The sequence below is a fragment of the Specibacter sp. NPDC078692 genome (assembly GCF_040686835.1).
GTDB lineage: Bacteria > Actinomycetota > Actinomycetes > Actinomycetales > Micrococcaceae > Specibacter.
Window position 1 is genome coordinate 61,073 of record NZ_JBFBLV010000008.1, and the last position, 16,910, is coordinate 77,982.

Consider the following 16,910-nt stretch of genomic DNA (forward strand, 5'->3'; position numbering starts at 1 on the left):
GCGTGAAGTAACCCGGCGGCCCCGCACCTTTTCGCGAAAGGTGCGGGGCCGTCGTCGTGCTTGAGGCAAGAAAGCGGGCTAAAGCATCTTCCGCAACGGCGCCAGTTGCTTGTTGACGGCGGACGGATCGAAGGCTGTCGGGTCAATGTGCTGGCCCTTGCGCAAGCCCATCCATGAGCGGATGTATGCGTGGTCCGGGTCGCTGGGATTTCTTGAGGTGGCAAGTTTTTCCATCCAGCCGTGGGGGCCGGAAGAGTCCTCTTGCGGGGGATGACCGCTGCCGGCCACGCACAGCGGCAGGATTCCGGGGGCCTTTGCGGGCAGGATTTTCTCCAACGTGATGGTGTGCTCCCAGTTGTCACCAAAATCGTAGGTGTACAGCAGTGTGTCCTTCGGGGCGTGCAAGAGGGTGTTCAAGGCTACGCCCTCCTCATCGGCGGGCGGATCACCCCAGTGGTCCGCTTCGGGGTCGGCCGGAGCATAGCGGACGCCGTTGGGGTGGGTGCCCAGCATGAACTCGTGCAGGTGAGTCTCATTCCAGGCGAAGAGGTTTTGGATGATTTCGTGGAGCTCATCAAGGCCCAGCTCGGCGGGAACGGTGACGCTGCGCCAGACAGGAGGGGTGATCCCGTCAATCTGAATTTTCAGCTGGAACGTGGCTTTCGACGGGCCCCGAGGAACCCTTGACTGCTTCGCAATGTGCTTGTCCAAAAGCCCCAGAAGTTGCTCCACGGCGTGGCGCAGAACTGGAGGGACAACCACGTGAGTACCTATTTCCAGTAGCCCGTGGGCGGCGGCGTCCCGGATCCTTGTCTCAACAAATATCGCCGTGTACTTCTCAGGGCCAGCCGCAGGCCCCTGCCCGAAGACCGCGGATGTCTCCGGGGGATTACCGGAGGCGGCCGCAGCAATGATCTCTGCGACTTGGGTTCGCACTGGGTTGTCCGGCCTGGAGTCATCGTACGGAACCAAAGCGTCGTAGAGGAAGAAATAGGCCAGTATGGCGGCGTATCTGGCCCTCTGATTCGGATCGCTTTGAAAGAGTCGGCCTTGGCCGGTCAGCTGCACACGCTGACGGTCAACGTGAATCAGCTCGGCCTCGGTCATCACTTCCCAGTACTCCATCAGGCGTGGCAGCTGGGTCATGGACGTCACCTGGCGAGGCTCGTCGTCATCACTGGATATGGCACTAGTAACGGAACTACGCGTAGCTGCTCCGACGGCGTTCACCTCGACGCAGGCCGCGGCCCACTGGATATCTTTACGGGGGAGCAACCCTGACGGGGTGGTTTTACGGCCCTCTCCGATCCATTCCAGAAGAGCCCCCACCCGATGGACAAACACCAAATCCGCGGCGGCTTCGGCTGCTTGTGCGGCGGTCTGTGGCTGCCTGAAAACGCGCTGAGCGTACTTCGCATTGGCGGCCTGGGTTGCGTCCGGGGAAGTCATGGTGATCAGCTGAATCAGGTTATCGACGGGGCCGGTCCACGCTTGGGTGGTCATGAGAAATTTCAAATAGCTGTTGAGCGCCAGCGCTATGGATACACGCATTTCAGGATGGAATCCGCCAGCTGAATCCAAAATTCTAGAGGTCATATCGACCTCTAAATTGCTCGCATCCGAAGCCTGAACGCTTTGTACGTAGTTCTTGAAGAAGTCCAGCAGCAGAGCGGAGAGCCAATCGGCTTCTTCATGGTCAATGCCAGCTTGAATCATCCAAGACTTGAATGCTGGCAGCACCGACGCCAGTGTCCGCGCAGCCACGGCGTTGGCTAAAGACACCACGTTTGTGCTTGTGTTCAGGGCTGTGTTGACGCCGGCGCTACTGGCTTTGGCTTTATCCTCGGCTGCCTTTGCCGGGTTGCCGAAACGGGATGCCTTGCTGGGTTTGGACTTCTTGGCCATGGGTTCCTAAAGAATAGGGACGGAGGGTCGTATTCAGCCCCAGCCCGACGCCGGCTCCGCACCCTTTCGCGAAAGGTGCGTGGCCGACGTCGTGCTTGGGAGTGGTGCTCGGAAACGGGGCTTGGGAAAAGGGCGGTCAGTGCGACTCAGGCAAATCTCGCGCGGAAGAATTCACTGAATTCGCGCCCGGGCCCACGGCCTGAACCGGAACATCGTCGCTGAGCATATCGACCACGTCGGCACGGTAGGCGGGCGGAACTTCAATAAATTCGCCCACGATGACCAGGCCCTCATCGGCCCAGTGAGCAATGTTTGTCGCGATGGACAGCAGATCCGGGTGCACGGAATCGGGCTCCGCCAACGCCTGGATCAACAGCGCCGACTCCGGCGGTTCCACGGATGAACACTGCGTCAGCCAGTCGGTCATTTCCAGCTGCCAGTACTCGAGCTCGCCTTCTTCGCCGTCCTCGTCGCCGTTGTCGGAACCGGCCAGCGTCACGGTGAAGATAAACAGGCCCATCAGCTCACGCATGGTCTCGATGACATCGTCGTCGGACTCGGGATCAAGGGCAGGCTTGGTGGCCTGCAGCTGACCTTCGGTGAAGCTAATCAGCCCCGTGACATCCAGCATGTCCAAGTAGAGCGCCAGCCGGGCGGCGCTACGGTCCTCGGCAGTGGCCAATTTGGTGGCGTCGCTCAGCAACCCCAGGCCACTGTGGACCAGAGTGGCCGCGGCGCCTTCCGCATCAGTCAAAGAGTTGTCTTCATTCAGCTCCTTGCCATCGCCAATCCACTCCAGCAAGGCCATGGTGTTCTGCCACAAGGGGGTCTTTGTTACGGTTTCAAGGATTTCTTCCGAGGAAAGTTCCGGAACAAAAACGTCGGCAAATTCGTAGTCCTCAGGGGCCCAATCACTCTCGGCGGGGTCTACTCCCGTGCGCGCAAGCTCGCTTTGAACGGTCCCCAGGTCCTCGGCGGTCCCGGTCCAGAGCTTGGCCTGAGTCAAATAATCAACGTAGTCCCGCACGCCTGCGCGTAGCGTCAGAACACCCAGCGGGTTCGCGTGACTGGTGACCTCCATGACTTCCTGAACAGCGGCCGGATCCAGATTTGTGGGGTCGGTGTGGGGCTCCAGCATGCGGTACATGTCAAAGAAATCGTCCAAGATTGCCAGGCTCATATCGATCGATTTGTCCGGGCGGCTCTGGGCTTCCAGCCACGCTACGAACCCCGGCGACAGCGATTCCATGGCCCGGTTCAAGCGTGCTTCGAGGGACGGCCGGTTGACCGAACGGGTGGCGGCGTCGGCGCTGGCTTTGGCAGGGTTGCCGAATCGGGACTTCTTGGTCTTCTTGGCCACAGGGTTCCTTGCGGTCGGCGTGATGGGACCCCTTAACCGTAGCCGCATTCGCCTGCAACGGTAGGGCACCAGCCCAGTGGCTAGTTGGTGAACTCGGACTAGTTGGTGAACTCGGTCAGGACAATTTTGCCGGTGCCGTGGCCAGACATGCTGGCTTCGAAAGCTTGAGCAGCATCCTGCATCGGAAAGGTCTGGGCCACATCAACGCTCAAGGTGCCATCTTCGACCAGCAAACTCAGCCGTTCCAGCTCACTGGCATCGGGGCGCACCCACACGTACTGGCCGCCGTGCTGTGTGACAGACCAGTCGGCGATAGAGGCGTGCCGCCCTCCAGCTTTCAGCAGGGCAAGGGTTTCGGTTAGCACCCCACCGGCAAAATCTGCCACCGCGTCCACTCCTTCCAGCCCAAGTTCCTGCACACGCTCCACCAAACCGGGACCGTAGGAGAGCGGAATTGCACCAAGTTCACGCATCCGGTCGTGATTTTTGGGGGAGGCAGTAGCGATGACACGGACGCCGTCGTTGACGGCAAGCTGGATGGCTGTGCGGCCCACGCCGCCGGAGCCGTTGTGGATCAATAGCGTCTGTTCTTCTGCAACGCCGAGCGCATCAAGAGTGCGTTGGGCTGTCAGGCCGGTCAAGGGGAGTGCCGCCGCCAGTTCCCAAGAAAGCCCGGCTGGTTTGTGGGCAACAATGGCAGCCGGCAGGGCCACGAGCTCGGCAAACGTTCCGCCATGGACGGTGTCACGGCGGCCATAGGAGTAAACCTCATCGCCCACCGTGAATTCAGGGGTGTCGAAGCCCACGGCTGCAACCACGCCGGCCACATCCCAGCCAGGGATGACAGGAAAATTGACGTCCATCAAGGCATCCAAACCGCCGGACATGATCTTCCAATCCACCGGGTTGACGCCGGCCGCCTTCACGCGGATCAGCACCGACCCCGGGGCGACCTTGGGTGTTGGCAGCTGCGATTGGGTTAACACCTCCGAGCCGCCGTACTGGGAGTAGCTCATGGCTTTCATCATCGAACTCATGGCGTTTGTTCCTTTCGTAGCGTGTGTGGCTCTTAGTCTGTGTCAGTCGGTGTTTGGCATCGGCTTCACCTCGGAGTACAGCTACTGATTCACCCCGCTTGTTATCCTGTCCAGTGAAGACTCTTCTATGTATGTGCAGTATGTGCAGTATGTGCAGTATGTGCAGTATGTGCTGAACCTGTGGCGGGTACGACGCATAGCCTAGATGCGGGCCTTGAACTCCGGGGCGCGGTGTGCCTGTTCCCGCCACCGGTCTCGTGCGGCCGTATCCAGCGCGGCCTCGACCCAGCGGCCCATGCCGGCGTATGCCTGTTCCCGAATTTTGGACGGGGACAAGAAAACGTCATGGAAGGCGCCGGGAATTCTGTGCAGCGTCACCTTGGAGCCCAGATCGAGAGCACGTTTGGCCACCGTGTCCACATTCAACACCACATCTGCGGCCAGCGCAGTGGAGGACCATTTTGGCTGTAGATAGCTTTTATCGGAGAGCATCACCAGCACCGGAACGTCTAGTCCCAGCCCTTGTGCCACGTGCGCTTGTCCTTGAAAAACGGCGTGCAGGAACGACGGCGTCACTGGGAATCCGCGGTCCGGGCGCCACAGTGATTCATACTCCCACTCGCCGTCGAACCGCTTGGAAACCGCCCGCGTATAGAAACCAGGATCGATCGAGGGAAAAGGCACCATCGGCCTGAACCTGGTCCGCGCCTGAATGAGCGGCGCCACCATGGCCCGGCCCACCTCGCTTGCCTGGAATTCCAGCCACGGACTATTGAGTACGACGGCGGCTGCCGCACCTGGGTGCCGCGCGGCCCAGAGGCTCAAGGTCAGCCCGCCTGTCGAATGACCCAGCAGCACCAGAGGACGTTCACCGCTGGGCTCGGGTGTCTCCTCGGGGCGCTCCCGCCCGGCCAAAGCGTCAAAGGCCGCACTGAGCCGGTGCCGGGCCTCCTCCAGGAAGGCCAGCTCAAAACTTTGCTGCTCTGCCTCCTCATCGGGATCATCCGCAACTGCGGTCTGCTGCCCGGCAGAGTCCTCAACCCCAAGCCCGGCTGGGGCCGCTTCGGGAATCCCGCTGCGCCCCATGGCCGAAAGCGCGGCGGCGATGTCGTCGTCGTACTCGGTGAGGGAGGAAACCTGCCCGGGGAGCAGGCCCGGACGGAGGCTGCGGCCATAGTTGTGCAGGTCAAGGGCATAAAAATTCGCGCCGGCACGGTGCCAGAACTCGGCTAATTCGTGCTGAAAAAAGTAGTCGGACCAGCCGTGGACATACAAAATGTCAACCCCGGCGAGAGCGCTCGAGGCTCCCGGTGACGACTCGCCTACGTGCCGGACCAGCGTGGCGGGCGATCCGGCAGGCAGGTCCAGGGTCAGCTGCTCAAAGTTCGGGCCGAGGACATCTTGCTGCCATGAGGTCATGCTTTGATGCTAGCCGTATCACGGGCGGAAGCGGTTGTATGCTGAAGATGCGCCCTAACGTGCGGCCAGTTTTGACCGCGAGGCGTGGGCGACACTGGCATGGGCGAGAAAGGCAAAGACATGGCTCTCTGGCAGGATTCTTTTCCCGACTGGGCCCGCGCTTGGGCTACCTTGCAGGATGTGGAGCCCACCGCGACCGGTGCTGTGGTCACGATCGGGGCGCAGCAGGTGATGGTGTGGCCGGGCGATGGCGCTGCTTTTGAGCCGGTTTCCGCCGGCAGCGAGCTTCTCTTGGTCACCGATGATCCCGGCGGAGCTACCGAATTTGCCCAGTCGCAGGGGCTGCGGGCCACCATCTCAAACGTGTTGTTGTCCGCCGAGACGGAGGACCTGGATTTGGTCCCTGATCTGCCGCCGGACGCATACCTCGCTGAAGCTCCCATGGAGAATTACGACCTGGTTGAGGTGGCACTTTTTGACCGCCCGGTGGCTAGGGGTCGGCTGTGCCTAGTCGACGGACTGGCGGTCATGGCCGCACTGGTGGTCGACGACGGACATGAAGAGCATGTCCCCGCCTTCGAACAGGCCATGGTTGCAGGGCTGGGCGAAGAAGCCTTCACCCACGGCGCCGACACTCTGTACTTGATCGCTGGCCTGGAGCAGGCCGAGAGGTTTGCCGGCGTCGAAGGTTGGCACAAAGTGGCGGATATTCTCGGCTTCAGCAGCTAGCTCCGCGCAGCTAGCGCTGAGCAGGTCGAGCCGGTCGAGGTGAGGCTGTGCGTTACGAAAAGTGGGGCCGCCATGGCTGAAGTAGCATTCACCAACAAATCGGTGAGCAGTGCGAGTGCCTTGCACGTTTCAGTTCCCGCCGCACTGCGTGGAATGCAACCATCCGGCCGCCGTTGAGCCGGGTGGGCAGAAAATTCAGGACATGGCAGAATAGAGGATGGCCCGGGTGCAGACGGGCCCAGTGATAATACAGCCGGCCGGGCCCTGCGGGGTGCGGCATGAGCAAACCACTTAAACAACAGAAATTTGAGACTGAACATGTCCCCGCTGCAAAGCAACGCTTCGGCAACCCCTCTTAAAACCACCGCCGCCCCCACCTTTGCCGCAGTAGGAAGCCCCTATTTCGGGATTCTCTTGGCCTGCATGGCGGTCATTGTGATCCTGTCCAACATTGGCGCCTCCAAGGGTGTCCAATTTGGGCCCATCATCACCGACGGCGGCTTTTTCCTGTTCCCGTTCGCTTACATTCTGGGCGATGTGATCAGTGAAATTTACGGCTTCAAGGTCAACCGCAAGGCCGTGCTGACCACTTTTGTGCTGTCCATTTTTGCCTCCCTCAGCTACTGGGTGATCATCCTCCTGCCCGGATTCACCGACGATTACGGCGTTTCCAAGCAACACGCCCTCGAGGACGCGCTGGGCCCGGTACCGCAGATTGTGCTGGCCAGCTTGCTGGCATTCTTGGCCGGGCAGACCGTCAACTCCTGGATCATGGTTCGCCTGAAGGCACACCACGGGGAGCGCAAACTCTGGGTCCGGCTCATGGGTTCCAGCGGCGCCGGCGAGTTCCTGGACACCCTGATCTTCTGCGCCGTAGCGGCGCCAGTCATCGGGATCGTAGGCTTCGGCATGTTCGCGAACTACGTGCTGGTGGGCTTCTTGTACAAGGTGGGTGTGCAGTACGCGCTCATTCCGGTCACATCGCTGGCGATCGGCTGGTTCAAGCGCAACGAACCGTCGTATGTGGAGGCGGTCCCCGCGACCTAAGCGTTCTTAAAGAACGACGGCGGCACCCGGGTGGGGCGCGAAAACTCACCGAAGTGCCGCCGTCGTACGTTTAATGCGCTGTCTGCCGGGCTACCGCTTCGGGTAATAGCGGCGCAGCGTCTCGGCCTTGAACTCGAAGAACGTGCCGTCCTCGATGGCGAGGCGGGCGTCGTCGACCATTTTTACAACGAAGCGCTCGTTGTGGATCGAGACTAAGGTGGAGGACACCATTTCCTTGGCCTTGAACAGGTGGTGGATGTAGGCGCGCGTGTAGTTTTCGCAGGTGTAGCAATCGCATTCCTCGGACAGCGACGTGAAGTCTCGCTTGTATTTGGCGCCGGAGAGGTTGAAGCGGCCGTCCGGGGTGTAGAACGCGGAGGTTCGGGCTACCCGTGTGGGGGAGACACAGTCGAAGGTGTCGGCGCCGTTTTCAATGGCGGTGAAGATGTCATCCGGTTCGGAGATGCCGAGCAGGTGGCGCGGCTTGTTTTCGGGAAGCTCCTCGGCACACCAGCGCACAATGGTGCCCAAGTTTTCCTTCTCCAGCGCCCCGCCGATGCCGAAGCCGTCAAAGTTCATCTCACCAAGATCGTGCGAGGCCTTGCGGCGCAGGTCCTCGTACTGGGCGCCCTGAATCACGCCAAACAGGGCCTGGTACGGTTTCCCAACCCGCTCCTCGGTGAGGCGGAAGTGCTCCTCAATACAGCGCAGCGCCCACAACCGGGTGCGTTCCAGCGACATTTCCTGATAGCCGCGCGAGTTCAGCAGGGTAGTCAGCTCATCGAAGGCGAACATGATGTCCGCGCCGATCTGGTGCTGGACCGCCATGGAGACCTCGGGGGTGAAGCGGTGCATGTCCCCGTTCAGGTGCGACTTAAACCAGACGCCGTCATCATCAATGTGCGCCAAGCGCTCCTTGCCCACGGCCACGGAATCGTCGGCGCCAGCGTGCGGGGAGGCCGCCACGGCGTCCATGTTGATGACCTTTTTGAACCCGGAACCCAAGCTCATGACCTGGAATCCGCCGCTGTCGGTGAACGTGGGGCCCTGCCAGTTCATGAACTTTCCGAGGCCACCGGCGGCGTCGAGGATGTCCGCTCCCGGCTGCAAGTACAGATGGTAGGCGTTGGAGAGCAGTGCCTGAGCACCGAGATCCTCCATGGATTCCGGCAGCACGGCCTTGACGGTGGCTTTGGTGCCCACGGCGATGAACGCAGGGGTCTTGATGGTGCCATGGGGTGTGGTGATGACGCCCGTGCGGCCCTGGAACTTCCCACCGTTTTGCTCGATGGCTGCTGCGGTGGGCGCGCATGTTTCGTTCAGGCGCGTGGTGACTGCAAAGCCAAATTCCGCTTGCGACGCCGGTTGACCGGGTGTTTCGGGGGCGGCAATCGGAGCAGGAGCAAGGAGATCAGCAGTAGTTTCTGGGGAAGGCATTCCTCCATTTTGCCAGTCTTTGCCCGCGGCCGGGTCCGAAGGTGTCCAAAGCAACCCGGAGCGCTCTCATCAGTCGCTCAATCATGCTTGCACCGAAGGCAAGTTATTCGTCCGGGAAGTGCGCTTCCATGAACGCATCCCACTGATCGCCAATGGCGTCCAGAGCTGCCGCGCCCAGCCCGTACGTTGAGGCGATAATCTGGGCGCCCGGGTGCTCCCGGACTCCCTCCAGGGGAGCTTGTTGGGAGATGATCAGCAGCCCGTCACCGTGTTCTGCATAGGCTTCCACCGTCAACCCGACCTGGCTCTCATTGCGGTACCAGACCTTGCCAGTCAACGTGGCTCCGGTGTTCAGCGTGAGCCCATAAGGTTGGCCGGGGTCCGGAAGCCATCCTGTGTCGATGCCCAAAACATCCCACAAATTCGTGTGAGCCGCGCTGGTGCCATCAACAAAAACGGTACGCCGGGCAGTTCTGGGATGACGCTCTAGCGCGAACTTGAGTTGTTGCAAGAACATGGACCAGCCCGAGGTGATATCGGCGTCGTATTTGGTCCACTCGCCCTTAACCTCGCCCCGGGTCAGTGTCAGCAGCGTGCCGTCGGCGCGTGGCTCCAGAGTGAAAACGTCGCCCATTTCCAGCTCTAGGCGCAGGTGGTCGCTGCTCTCGCGCACGTTGGAGTGGAATATTTGCTGGATCTCAGTATCGAGCCCCTCCATCTCCCAGCCATGCCATTGGGCAGTCCGGGCCGGTTCGCGCAGCATGAGCCACACTTGTTCGGCATCGGCGTTGACAAGGACGGAGAGCTGAGTGGTCGCCATGACAGGTAATCTACGCCGGATCGGTTGAACCGGCTAGCGTTGACCCTGGAACGGGCGTAGGAAACGCTGCGTTCCGCGCGCAGAACAAGTCATGACGAACCCGGGAACGGACCCGGTCCAGGTCAGCGGCCAAGCCCTGCGTAGGAGATCGCCTGGCGCACCAATGCGCCGCGACCGCCCACAAACTCTTCTTGAACGCCGGGGCTGAGAACTTCTTCGGGTGTCATCCAAGTCAGTTCCAGAGCGTCCTGGCGGGGTTCGCATTCGCCGGTCACAGGGATGACATAGACCATGGCGACCGCATGCTGGCGTTCGTCGGTGAAGCCGGTTTGCGAGGGCGACGGCAGGTATTCGGCCACCGTGAACGGCACCGGGCTAACGGGCAGCTGCGGGAAGGCCAGCGGACCCAGATCCTTCTCAATGTGGCGGATCAGCGCGGCACGAATGGTCTCGCGGTACAGCACACGCCCGGATACCAGGGTGCGGACCATGGAACCGTTCTCGTCGGCCTGCAGCAGCAGGCCCACCTCGTTGACATAGCCCAGCGGATCCAGCCGCACGGGAACCGCTTCAACATAGACCATGGGAAGCCGGTTTCGGGCCTCGTACAGATCCTCGGGGGACAGCCAGCCGGGATACGGATCAGGGGTGCGCACGCTCATATCTTTAGTTCTACCCCATCGAAGCCCCACACGCTTCCCGCCGCCCCCGAAAATTCTCAGGATTCGCTCTCGGCACCAAAAGTGAGCGTCTCACCCTGATGCCTTATTTCAAGTTCGACGCCGGTCACGGCACCTTTCGCGGTGGCCACGAAGCCGCCATTCTTGGCCCGGAACAGGGCTCCTCCGCCCGGATAATCCTGGACGTGCTTGGCCCCGATGTCCGCCAGTACCTTGTTGGCCGCAGCGAGATCCGGCGTGCGCCAGATAGCTGTTACTGAAGATGGCGCGAAAGGATCAGCATCGGGCTCGGGCAGGCTCAGATCCTCGGAAGCGGCCAGCTCAAAAGTGAAACCGTCGGGCGCGGTGACGCGGGCGCCAGGCCCGGCGGAGGTGTCGGTTTCCTCGGCATGCGTGCCGTCCTCGAGCGTACGGCGGACAAAAATGGCGGCATCACGCACCTCAAAAGCCAACTCGATGCCTTCTGTCTCCGGTGCCTCGATGAAAACACCGACTTTGCCGTTGCCGGAATCAAACTCGGCCCAGTCGCCGTCGTTCTCTAAACAGCTCAAGCCCAGCTCAACTAACTGCGCGACTGTCTGTGTGAAATTCGAGGTCAAAATGATGGGGCGCACGCGCAGCATGGTTCTCCTTGTGGTTCTGCAATGCCACCAATACTAATGTTGAGCCATGGTTGAACTTCCTGAACTCCTGCTGCCCGACGCCGGCGCCTGGCGGGAATGGCTCGTGCGCAACCACGAATCCAGTCCCGGTGTGCGGCTGGTCCTGCACAAGAAGGGCGGGAATGTGACAGGGCTGGACTATGCCGCGGCACTGGATGAGGCACTGTGCTTCGGCTGGATCGACGGTGTGGCCGGCAAACGCGATGACGGCAGCCACCTGCGGCGGTTCACGCCCCGAACCAAGGCCAGCAAGTGGTCCAAGATCAACACCGGGCACTATGAGCGGCTCGTGGCTGAGGGCCGCATGCGGGCAGCCGGGGTGGCGGCCGCAGATGCCGCCAAGGCCGACGGGCGCTGGGAGGCTGCTTACTCGGGGCAGGCGGATGCCCAGGTTCCGGATGATCTTGGCGCCGCAATTGCCGCCAGTCCGTCGGCGCAGGCCATGTTTGACGTGCTCACCTCTGTCAATCGCTATGCCGTGATTTACCGCACCACCTCGGTAAAGACCCCTGCCGTCCGGGCAGCAAAGATCGCCGGATTCGTGGCGATGTTCGAGGCGGGCCAGACCCCGTACCCGCAAAAGCGCCGCCCCTAACCGGCCAATACCCCCACGCCGTGGCGGGCCTCAAAGATCAACTGCGTCTCTGTTTGGCGGACGACGCGGTTGACGGTGATGTGCTGGAGGACCATGTCGCGCAGGGCCTCGGGGCTCTCCACGGCGACATGCAGGTGAAAATCGTCCTCACCGGCCACATGGAATGCGTGGATGACGCCGGGGATCCGGGTGAGTGCGGTGTAGAGCGCATTGACGTGTTCGGCGTTGTGGCTGCCGAGGCGGACCTTGATGATGGCCTGGATGGGGAAGCCCAGGGCGGCCAGATCCAGCGTGACACGGTTGCCCAGGATGACGCCAGAATCGCGCATGAGCCGCAGGCGGTTCGCACAGGTGGACTCGGCCAAGCCCAACCGCGACGCGATGGCCTTGTTGGTCAGGCCGCCATCCGTGGACAGGGCCCGGAGGATGGCCAGGTCGGTGTGGTCCAGGCCGGACGTTACGGCACCGGCTCGTTGTTTTTTCTCCAAGGTGACGCCCGTCTCAATGCCCGTTGGTGGTGGGAAATGCCGATTGGGCCGATTCTATTGGTCTTTCGCCCAACTATCTAGCCATTCATTGCATGTTCGTTCATGGTTGGGGCATGACTGCTGAATATCTGAACCTCGAATCTCAGGCGGTGCATGCCGGGCGTGAAGACCTGAACGCACTGGGCGTTCACGCCCTGCCCCTTGATTTGTCCACCACGAATCCGCTGCCGGACATTGACCATGGCGGGGACTCCTACGAATGCATGGCCACCGGCGGGCATCCGCTGGCCGCGGGCGGCAATGTGTACGCCCGGCTGTGGAACCCCACTGTGGCGCGCTTTGAAGTTGGCCTCGCGGTGCTGGAAAGGGCGGAGGCCGCCGTGGCCTTTGCCTCGGGCATGGCTGCCATAACGGCGGCGATCCTGGCCAGCAAGCCTGCGCCCGGAACGCTCGGTTCCCTGCCTCACATCGTGGCCGTCCGCCCCCTGTATGGCGGCACCGACCACCTGCTGGCCTCGGGCCTGCTGGGTGTGGAAACCACGTTCTGCGACGAAGATGGGGTGGCTGCGGCCATTCGCGAAACCACCGTCCTGGTCATCCTCGAAACGCCCGCCAACCCCACCCTGGACCTGGTGGACATCCGCCACGTCGTTGCCCAATCCGACGGGGTCCCGGTCTTGGTGGACAACACCTTTGCCACGCCGGTGCTGCAAAACCCCATCAGCCTCGGGGCAGCGATGTCGCTGCACAGCGCCACGAAATACATTGGCGGGCACGGCGATGCCGTGGGCGGAATCATCGCCTGCAGTGAGGAAACAGCCGAATCCCTGCGACGCGTCCGAGCCATCACCGGAGCTATTTTGCATCCGCACGGAGCCTACCTGTTGCACCGCGGGCTGGCGACACTGCCCGTGCGTGTCCGTGCCCAGCAAGACGGAGCCCAACGTATCGCGGCCTGGCTGGTGAACCATCCAGCCGTGGAAAAGGTCCACTTTCCTGGCCTGCACGGCGACCCCAAGGGCCTGCTGCAACACCAGATCTCGGGCCCCGGCGCCATGGTGTCCATCAGCCTGCGCGGCGGTTTCGAGGCAGCCAAGGCGCTGACCTCCGGCGTCCGGCTGTTCACGCATGCCGTGTCTCTGGGCGGCGTGGATTCACTCATCCAGCACCCCGCAGCCCTCACCCACCGCCCCGTCGCCCCCGAGGCACGGCCGTCCGCGAACCTGGTCCGGCTGTCCATCGGGCTGGAAGCACCGGCCGACCTGATGGCGGACCTGGACCAGGCCCTCACCGCGGCAACGCCCGAGAACCGGGAGCTGGCGGCGGGCGCTGCCACCCGCTGATCCTGCGGCAGGGCAGGTGCTGGTGGCCGGGCGCCGTCGTGCTTGAGGGGCGGAGCTAAATGGACGCGGCTGCCGTCAGGATCATCCAGCGCTGCACGGCGCCCGAGAGCTGCTGCGGGTTCTGGCCGATGACCGCCCGGGCGGTGTCCTGGATGAGGCGCGACGCCGTGTCCCGGCTTGGCGCCGGCAGCCTTGAATCGCGCGCGGCAAGGGCGAGATAGCGGCAGAGGATGCCGGTGAACAGGCTGCCGTCGCCGCCTGGCTCCAGACGGATGCCGCGCCCGGGTGTGCTCAGTGTGGTCTTGACGGCGGCGATGAGAGTGGCTGCCTGGCGCAGTTCTGCCGGCCCGCCCAGTTGCAGCAGGGCGGCCAGGATGGGGCCCTGGTTGTACGTGTAGACGTTGCTTTCCACGTCGCGGCCTGTGGCGGAGGGGTGGATTCCGTCCAGATAGAGGCCGGTTTCGGGGTCGAAAAGTTCGGTGCGCAGCCAGGTGGTGACGGCCGTGGCGGTGTGGGTTTCGCCGATCCGGGCAAAGTGCAGGGCGGCCGGGCCGTTCACCGGAGTGTTCTTGTAGTCCCGCTTCCGCGACCAGTACAGACCGCCGCCCAGCACGGAATCGTGGGCCGAATGGAGTTGGCGCGTCAATGTCCCGGCGGCGAAGGCAGCCAAACGTGCGGGGCGGGCTTCCAGACGCAGCGAGAGTTTGTTGAGCCGGCCGGCTGCGAGCGCCAGCCAGGCCATGTCGTCGTAATAGTGGTTGGGGAAGCGGCCGAAGTTCCGGATCATGCTGCCGCGCAGGAGCGCCTTTGCTCGCCGCAGTTCGCGGCGGGCGGCCGGGCGGCGCCCTGCGCGAAGGTGTTGGAGGGCCGTGTCGAGGATGGCGTCGAGGTAGTGGGCCTGCCACCAGTAGTGCCATTCCGACCACGGGGTGGGGCGTTTTTTCGCGCCCGCTGCGGCCTCGGAGCTCGGGTTTCCTCCGGGCTGGGGTGCCTCGAGAGAGCCGATCCACGTTCCGGGCAGGCCCATCAGCCTGTGGCCGAAGCGCGTGTTCACATCTGCGCCAGCCTCGGCGGCCAGCGTGGCCCAGTCGTGGGTGGGTGCGGGAAGTTCGTTGCGAGATGCTGCGCCTGTCATGACCCCCAGCGTACGTCCCCTTTTCCCCGACGCCGCGTCACTTTAAGGCCCTTTTCTTCAAACGCGCCCTCTGCGTCAGGCGGCGGGTACGGATGTGGCCCTCCCGGAAGTGATGGAGCGTACAGAAAAAATGGCCGTAAAGTGGTGCCGCGTTGGGGGCGAATTTTAGTTAGTATGCATTAACGCAACATTTTCTCATCGCTCCCACGGGGGCGGCCCTCAACGAGGAGGAACCATGGAAATTTCGTCAAATGGCACAGTTGCCCTGATCACCGGCGGCGCATCGGGTCTGGGGGCAGCGACGGCGAGGCGCCTGCATGCTGCGGGAGCCGCCGTCGTGCTTGTTGATTTGCCCAACTCCGCCGGGGCGGAACTTGCAGCGGAACTCGGGGAGCGGGCCGTTTTTGCCCCGGCCGACGTCACCAACGAGGAGCAGGTGCGCGCCGCGATTGCCGCCGCCGCGGAGCTGGGCACGCTGCGCATTGTGGTGAACTGTGCCGGTGTGGCAACGCCCGGGAAGGTGCTGGGGCGCGAGGGCGTGCTGCCGCTGGAACAGTTCAGCCGCGTCATCCAGATCAACCTGGTGGGAACGTTCAACGTGCTGCGGTTGTGCGCCGAGGCGATGGCTGCGGCCGAACCGCTCGCCGGCGAGTTCGGGCCGGAGCGCGGGGTCATTGTGAACACCGCGTCCGTGGCGGCCTTCGACGGACAGATCGGCCAGCCTGCGTATGCGGCGTCCAAGGGTGCTGTGGCCGCCATGACCCTGCCTGTTGCGCGGGAGCTGGCGCGTTCGCAGATCAGGGTCATGACGATTGCGCCGGGCATTTTTGAAACGCCCATGCTGGCCGGGTTGCCGCAGGCCGCGCAGGATTCGCTGGGCCAGCAGGTCCCGCACCCTTCCCGCCTCGGCAAGCCTGCCGAGTACGCGGCGCTCGTGGAGCACATTGTTGCCAACGCCATGCTCAACGGTGAGACCATCAGGCTCGACGGCGCCATCCGGATGTCGCCCAAATGAGCAAGCAACACAGGGCCCTCCCGGCCACCGAGCTGCCCGCCGCCGACTTCTACGATTTCGAAGCATTGCTCAGCCCCGCAGAAAAGGCCAAGCTGGCCCAACTGCGTGAGTTTCTAGCAGCGGAAGTGGCCCCGTCCGCCGTCGGCTGGTGGAATGAGGCGCAGTTCCCGGAACACATCCTGCCCAAAATCGCCGCGCTGGATCTGGCCGCCCCTGACCGCCGCGAGTTCAGCCACCTGTTCACAGGTCTGGTGGTCGCGGAGATGACCCGGGTGGACACTTCTCTTGCCACGTTTTTTCTGGTTCACCACGACCTCTTCGTCCAAGCCCTGCTCGATTTCGGCACCCCCGAACAGCGTGAGCGGCTACTCCCGGACGCGCTCGCGCTGCGCACCACCGGCGCCTTCGCCCTGACTGAACCGGATCACGGCAGCGATGTGGCCGGCGGCATGGAGACTACCGCTCGCCAGATAACGGACGACGCCGGCACCCACTGGGTGCTCAACGGTGCCAAGCGCTGGATTGGCAATGGGACGTTTTGCGACCGGGTGTTGCTGTGGGCGCGGGATGCTGACACGGGGCAGGTGCGTGGGTTCTTCCTGGACGCCGCAACAGAAGGCGTGGTGCGGACCAAGATTGAAAACAAGATCGCCCTGCGCACTGTCCAAAACGCGCACATCACCCTCACCGATGTAGGGGTCCCTGATACGGACAGGATCGTGGCGGTCAACTCCTTCGAGGACACCAACCACCTTTTGCTGGGATCGCGGATTTCCGTGGCGTGGCAGGCGGTGGGTCAGCAGCTTGCCGCCTTTGATATTGCCCGCGCCTACGCCCTGGAACGCCAGCAGTTTGGCCGACCCATCGCTGCGTTCCAAATGATCCAGTCGCAATTGGTGAGGATGCTGGGCAACGCCACCTCTTCGCTAGCCATGATGGTGCGTATTGCCGGGCTGCAAGATTCTTCCGCGGCGGAGGCAACCATGGCGCAGGTTGCGCTGGCCAAGGCTCACACCACGGCGGCCATGCGCGAGACCGTTTCCCTGGGGCGCTCCATTTTAGGTGGCAACGGCATTGTCAGCGACTACGGCATGGCGAAGGTCTTTGCCGACGCCGAAGCCATTTACACCTATGAGGGCTCACACGAGATCAATACCTTGATCGCCGGACGGGCCATCACAGGCGTCAGCGCCATCGTCTAGTCTGGCCGCGTAGCTGACAGCTTGACTGCGGACCTG

General features: G+C 62.8%; 16 protein-coding genes. 6 read left to right on the plus strand and 10 right to left on the minus strand.

The window, feature by feature from the left end:
- Positions 1-78: 78 nt before the first annotated feature.
- From AB0O97_RS07940 to AB0O97_RS07955, 4 genes are all read right to left on the minus strand, one after another.
- Positions 79-1,905, minus strand: coding sequence for a plasmid pRiA4b ORF-3 family protein (locus tag AB0O97_RS07940; protein ID WP_363881556.1), 1,827 nt, complete (start codon positions 1,903-1,905; stop codon positions 79-81).
- A 136-nt stretch (positions 1,906-2,041) separates the two neighbouring features.
- Positions 2,042-3,265, minus strand: a complete 1,224-nt coding sequence (locus tag AB0O97_RS07945; protein WP_363841779.1) for a hypothetical protein — start codon at positions 3,263-3,265, stop codon at positions 2,042-2,044.
- A gap of 98 nt (positions 3,266-3,363) precedes the next feature.
- Positions 3,364-4,290, minus strand: coding sequence for an NADP-dependent oxidoreductase (locus AB0O97_RS07950; protein WP_363881670.1), 927 nt, complete (start codon positions 4,288-4,290; stop codon positions 3,364-3,366).
- A 213-nt stretch (positions 4,291-4,503) separates the two neighbouring features.
- Positions 4,504-5,721: an alpha/beta hydrolase gene (locus tag AB0O97_RS07955; RefSeq protein ID WP_363881558.1), complete on the minus strand. Its 1,218-nt coding sequence runs from the start codon at positions 5,719-5,721 to the stop codon at positions 4,504-4,506.
- A 99-nt stretch (positions 5,722-5,820) separates the two neighbouring features.
- On the opposite strand from AB0O97_RS07955, the gene AB0O97_RS07960 reads away from it, so the two are divergent.
- Positions 5,821-6,450, plus strand: coding sequence for a hypothetical protein (locus AB0O97_RS07960; RefSeq protein ID WP_363881560.1), 630 nt, complete (start codon positions 5,821-5,823; stop codon positions 6,448-6,450).
- 318 nt (positions 6,451-6,768) lie between these two features.
- Positions 6,769-7,497 carry a queuosine precursor transporter gene (locus tag AB0O97_RS07965; protein ID WP_363881562.1) on the plus strand — a complete coding sequence of 243 codons (729 nt, stop codon included), beginning with the start codon at positions 6,769-6,771 and terminating at the stop codon, positions 7,495-7,497.
- Positions 7,498-7,587: 90 nt separating this feature from the next.
- Here AB0O97_RS07965 and tgt read toward each other — a convergent pair whose 3' ends face one another.
- The 4 genes from tgt to AB0O97_RS07985 form a co-directional block, all read right to left on the minus strand.
- Complete coding sequence (tgt, locus tag AB0O97_RS07970; RefSeq protein WP_363881564.1) at positions 7,588-8,934, minus strand: tRNA guanosine(34) transglycosylase Tgt; 1,347 nt, start codon at positions 8,932-8,934, stop codon at positions 7,588-7,590.
- Positions 8,935-9,037: 103 nt separating this feature from the next.
- The gene (locus AB0O97_RS07975; protein WP_363881566.1) at positions 9,038-9,754 is read right to left on the minus strand and encodes an SRPBCC domain-containing protein; all 717 of its coding nucleotides are present in this window, start codon (positions 9,752-9,754) and stop codon (positions 9,038-9,040) included.
- 122 nt (positions 9,755-9,876) lie between these two features.
- Positions 9,877-10,416 (minus strand): NUDIX hydrolase family protein, encoded by a 540-nt coding sequence (locus AB0O97_RS07980; RefSeq protein WP_363841755.1) that lies wholly within the window; start codon positions 10,414-10,416, stop codon positions 9,877-9,879.
- 56 nt (positions 10,417-10,472) lie between these two features.
- A complete protein-coding gene (locus AB0O97_RS07985) occupies positions 10,473-11,057 on the minus strand; it encodes a hypothetical protein (RefSeq protein WP_363881567.1) in 585 nt (194 codons plus the stop codon).
- Positions 11,058-11,103: 46 nt separating this feature from the next.
- Here AB0O97_RS07985 and AB0O97_RS07990 point away from each other — a divergent pair, with 46 nt between their 5' ends.
- On the plus strand, positions 11,104-11,691 hold the full coding sequence (locus AB0O97_RS07990; protein ID WP_363881568.1) for a YdeI/OmpD-associated family protein: 588 nt from the start codon (positions 11,104-11,106) through the stop codon (positions 11,689-11,691).
- Here AB0O97_RS07990 and AB0O97_RS07995 read toward each other — a convergent pair.
- A complete protein-coding gene (locus AB0O97_RS07995) occupies positions 11,688-12,179 on the minus strand; it encodes an Lrp/AsnC family transcriptional regulator (protein WP_363881569.1) in 492 nt (163 codons plus the stop codon). The genes AB0O97_RS07990 and AB0O97_RS07995 overlap by 4 nt on opposite strands.
- A gap of 113 nt (positions 12,180-12,292) precedes the next feature.
- Between AB0O97_RS07995 and AB0O97_RS08000 the strand changes: the two genes are divergently transcribed.
- Complete coding sequence (locus tag AB0O97_RS08000; protein WP_363881570.1) at positions 12,293-13,522, plus strand: aminotransferase class I/II-fold pyridoxal phosphate-dependent enzyme; 1,230 nt, start codon at positions 12,293-12,295, stop codon at positions 13,520-13,522.
- A gap of 55 nt (positions 13,523-13,577) precedes the next feature.
- On the opposite strand, the gene AB0O97_RS08005 is transcribed toward AB0O97_RS08000, so the two are convergent.
- Complete coding sequence (locus tag AB0O97_RS08005; RefSeq protein ID WP_363881572.1) at positions 13,578-14,657, minus strand: glycoside hydrolase family 76 protein; 1,080 nt, start codon at positions 14,655-14,657, stop codon at positions 13,578-13,580.
- A gap of 241 nt (positions 14,658-14,898) precedes the next feature.
- On the opposite strand from AB0O97_RS08005, the gene AB0O97_RS08010 reads away from it, so the two are divergent.
- Entirely contained in the window at positions 14,899-15,672 is a 774-nt protein-coding gene (locus AB0O97_RS08010; protein ID WP_363881672.1) for an SDR family NAD(P)-dependent oxidoreductase, read from the plus strand.
- Positions 15,669-16,874 (plus strand): acyl-CoA dehydrogenase family protein, encoded by a 1,206-nt coding sequence (locus AB0O97_RS08015; protein ID WP_363881574.1) that lies wholly within the window; start codon positions 15,669-15,671, stop codon positions 16,872-16,874. The genes AB0O97_RS08010 and AB0O97_RS08015 overlap by 4 nt, the downstream gene beginning before the upstream one ends.
- Positions 16,875-16,910 lie beyond the last annotated feature (36 nt).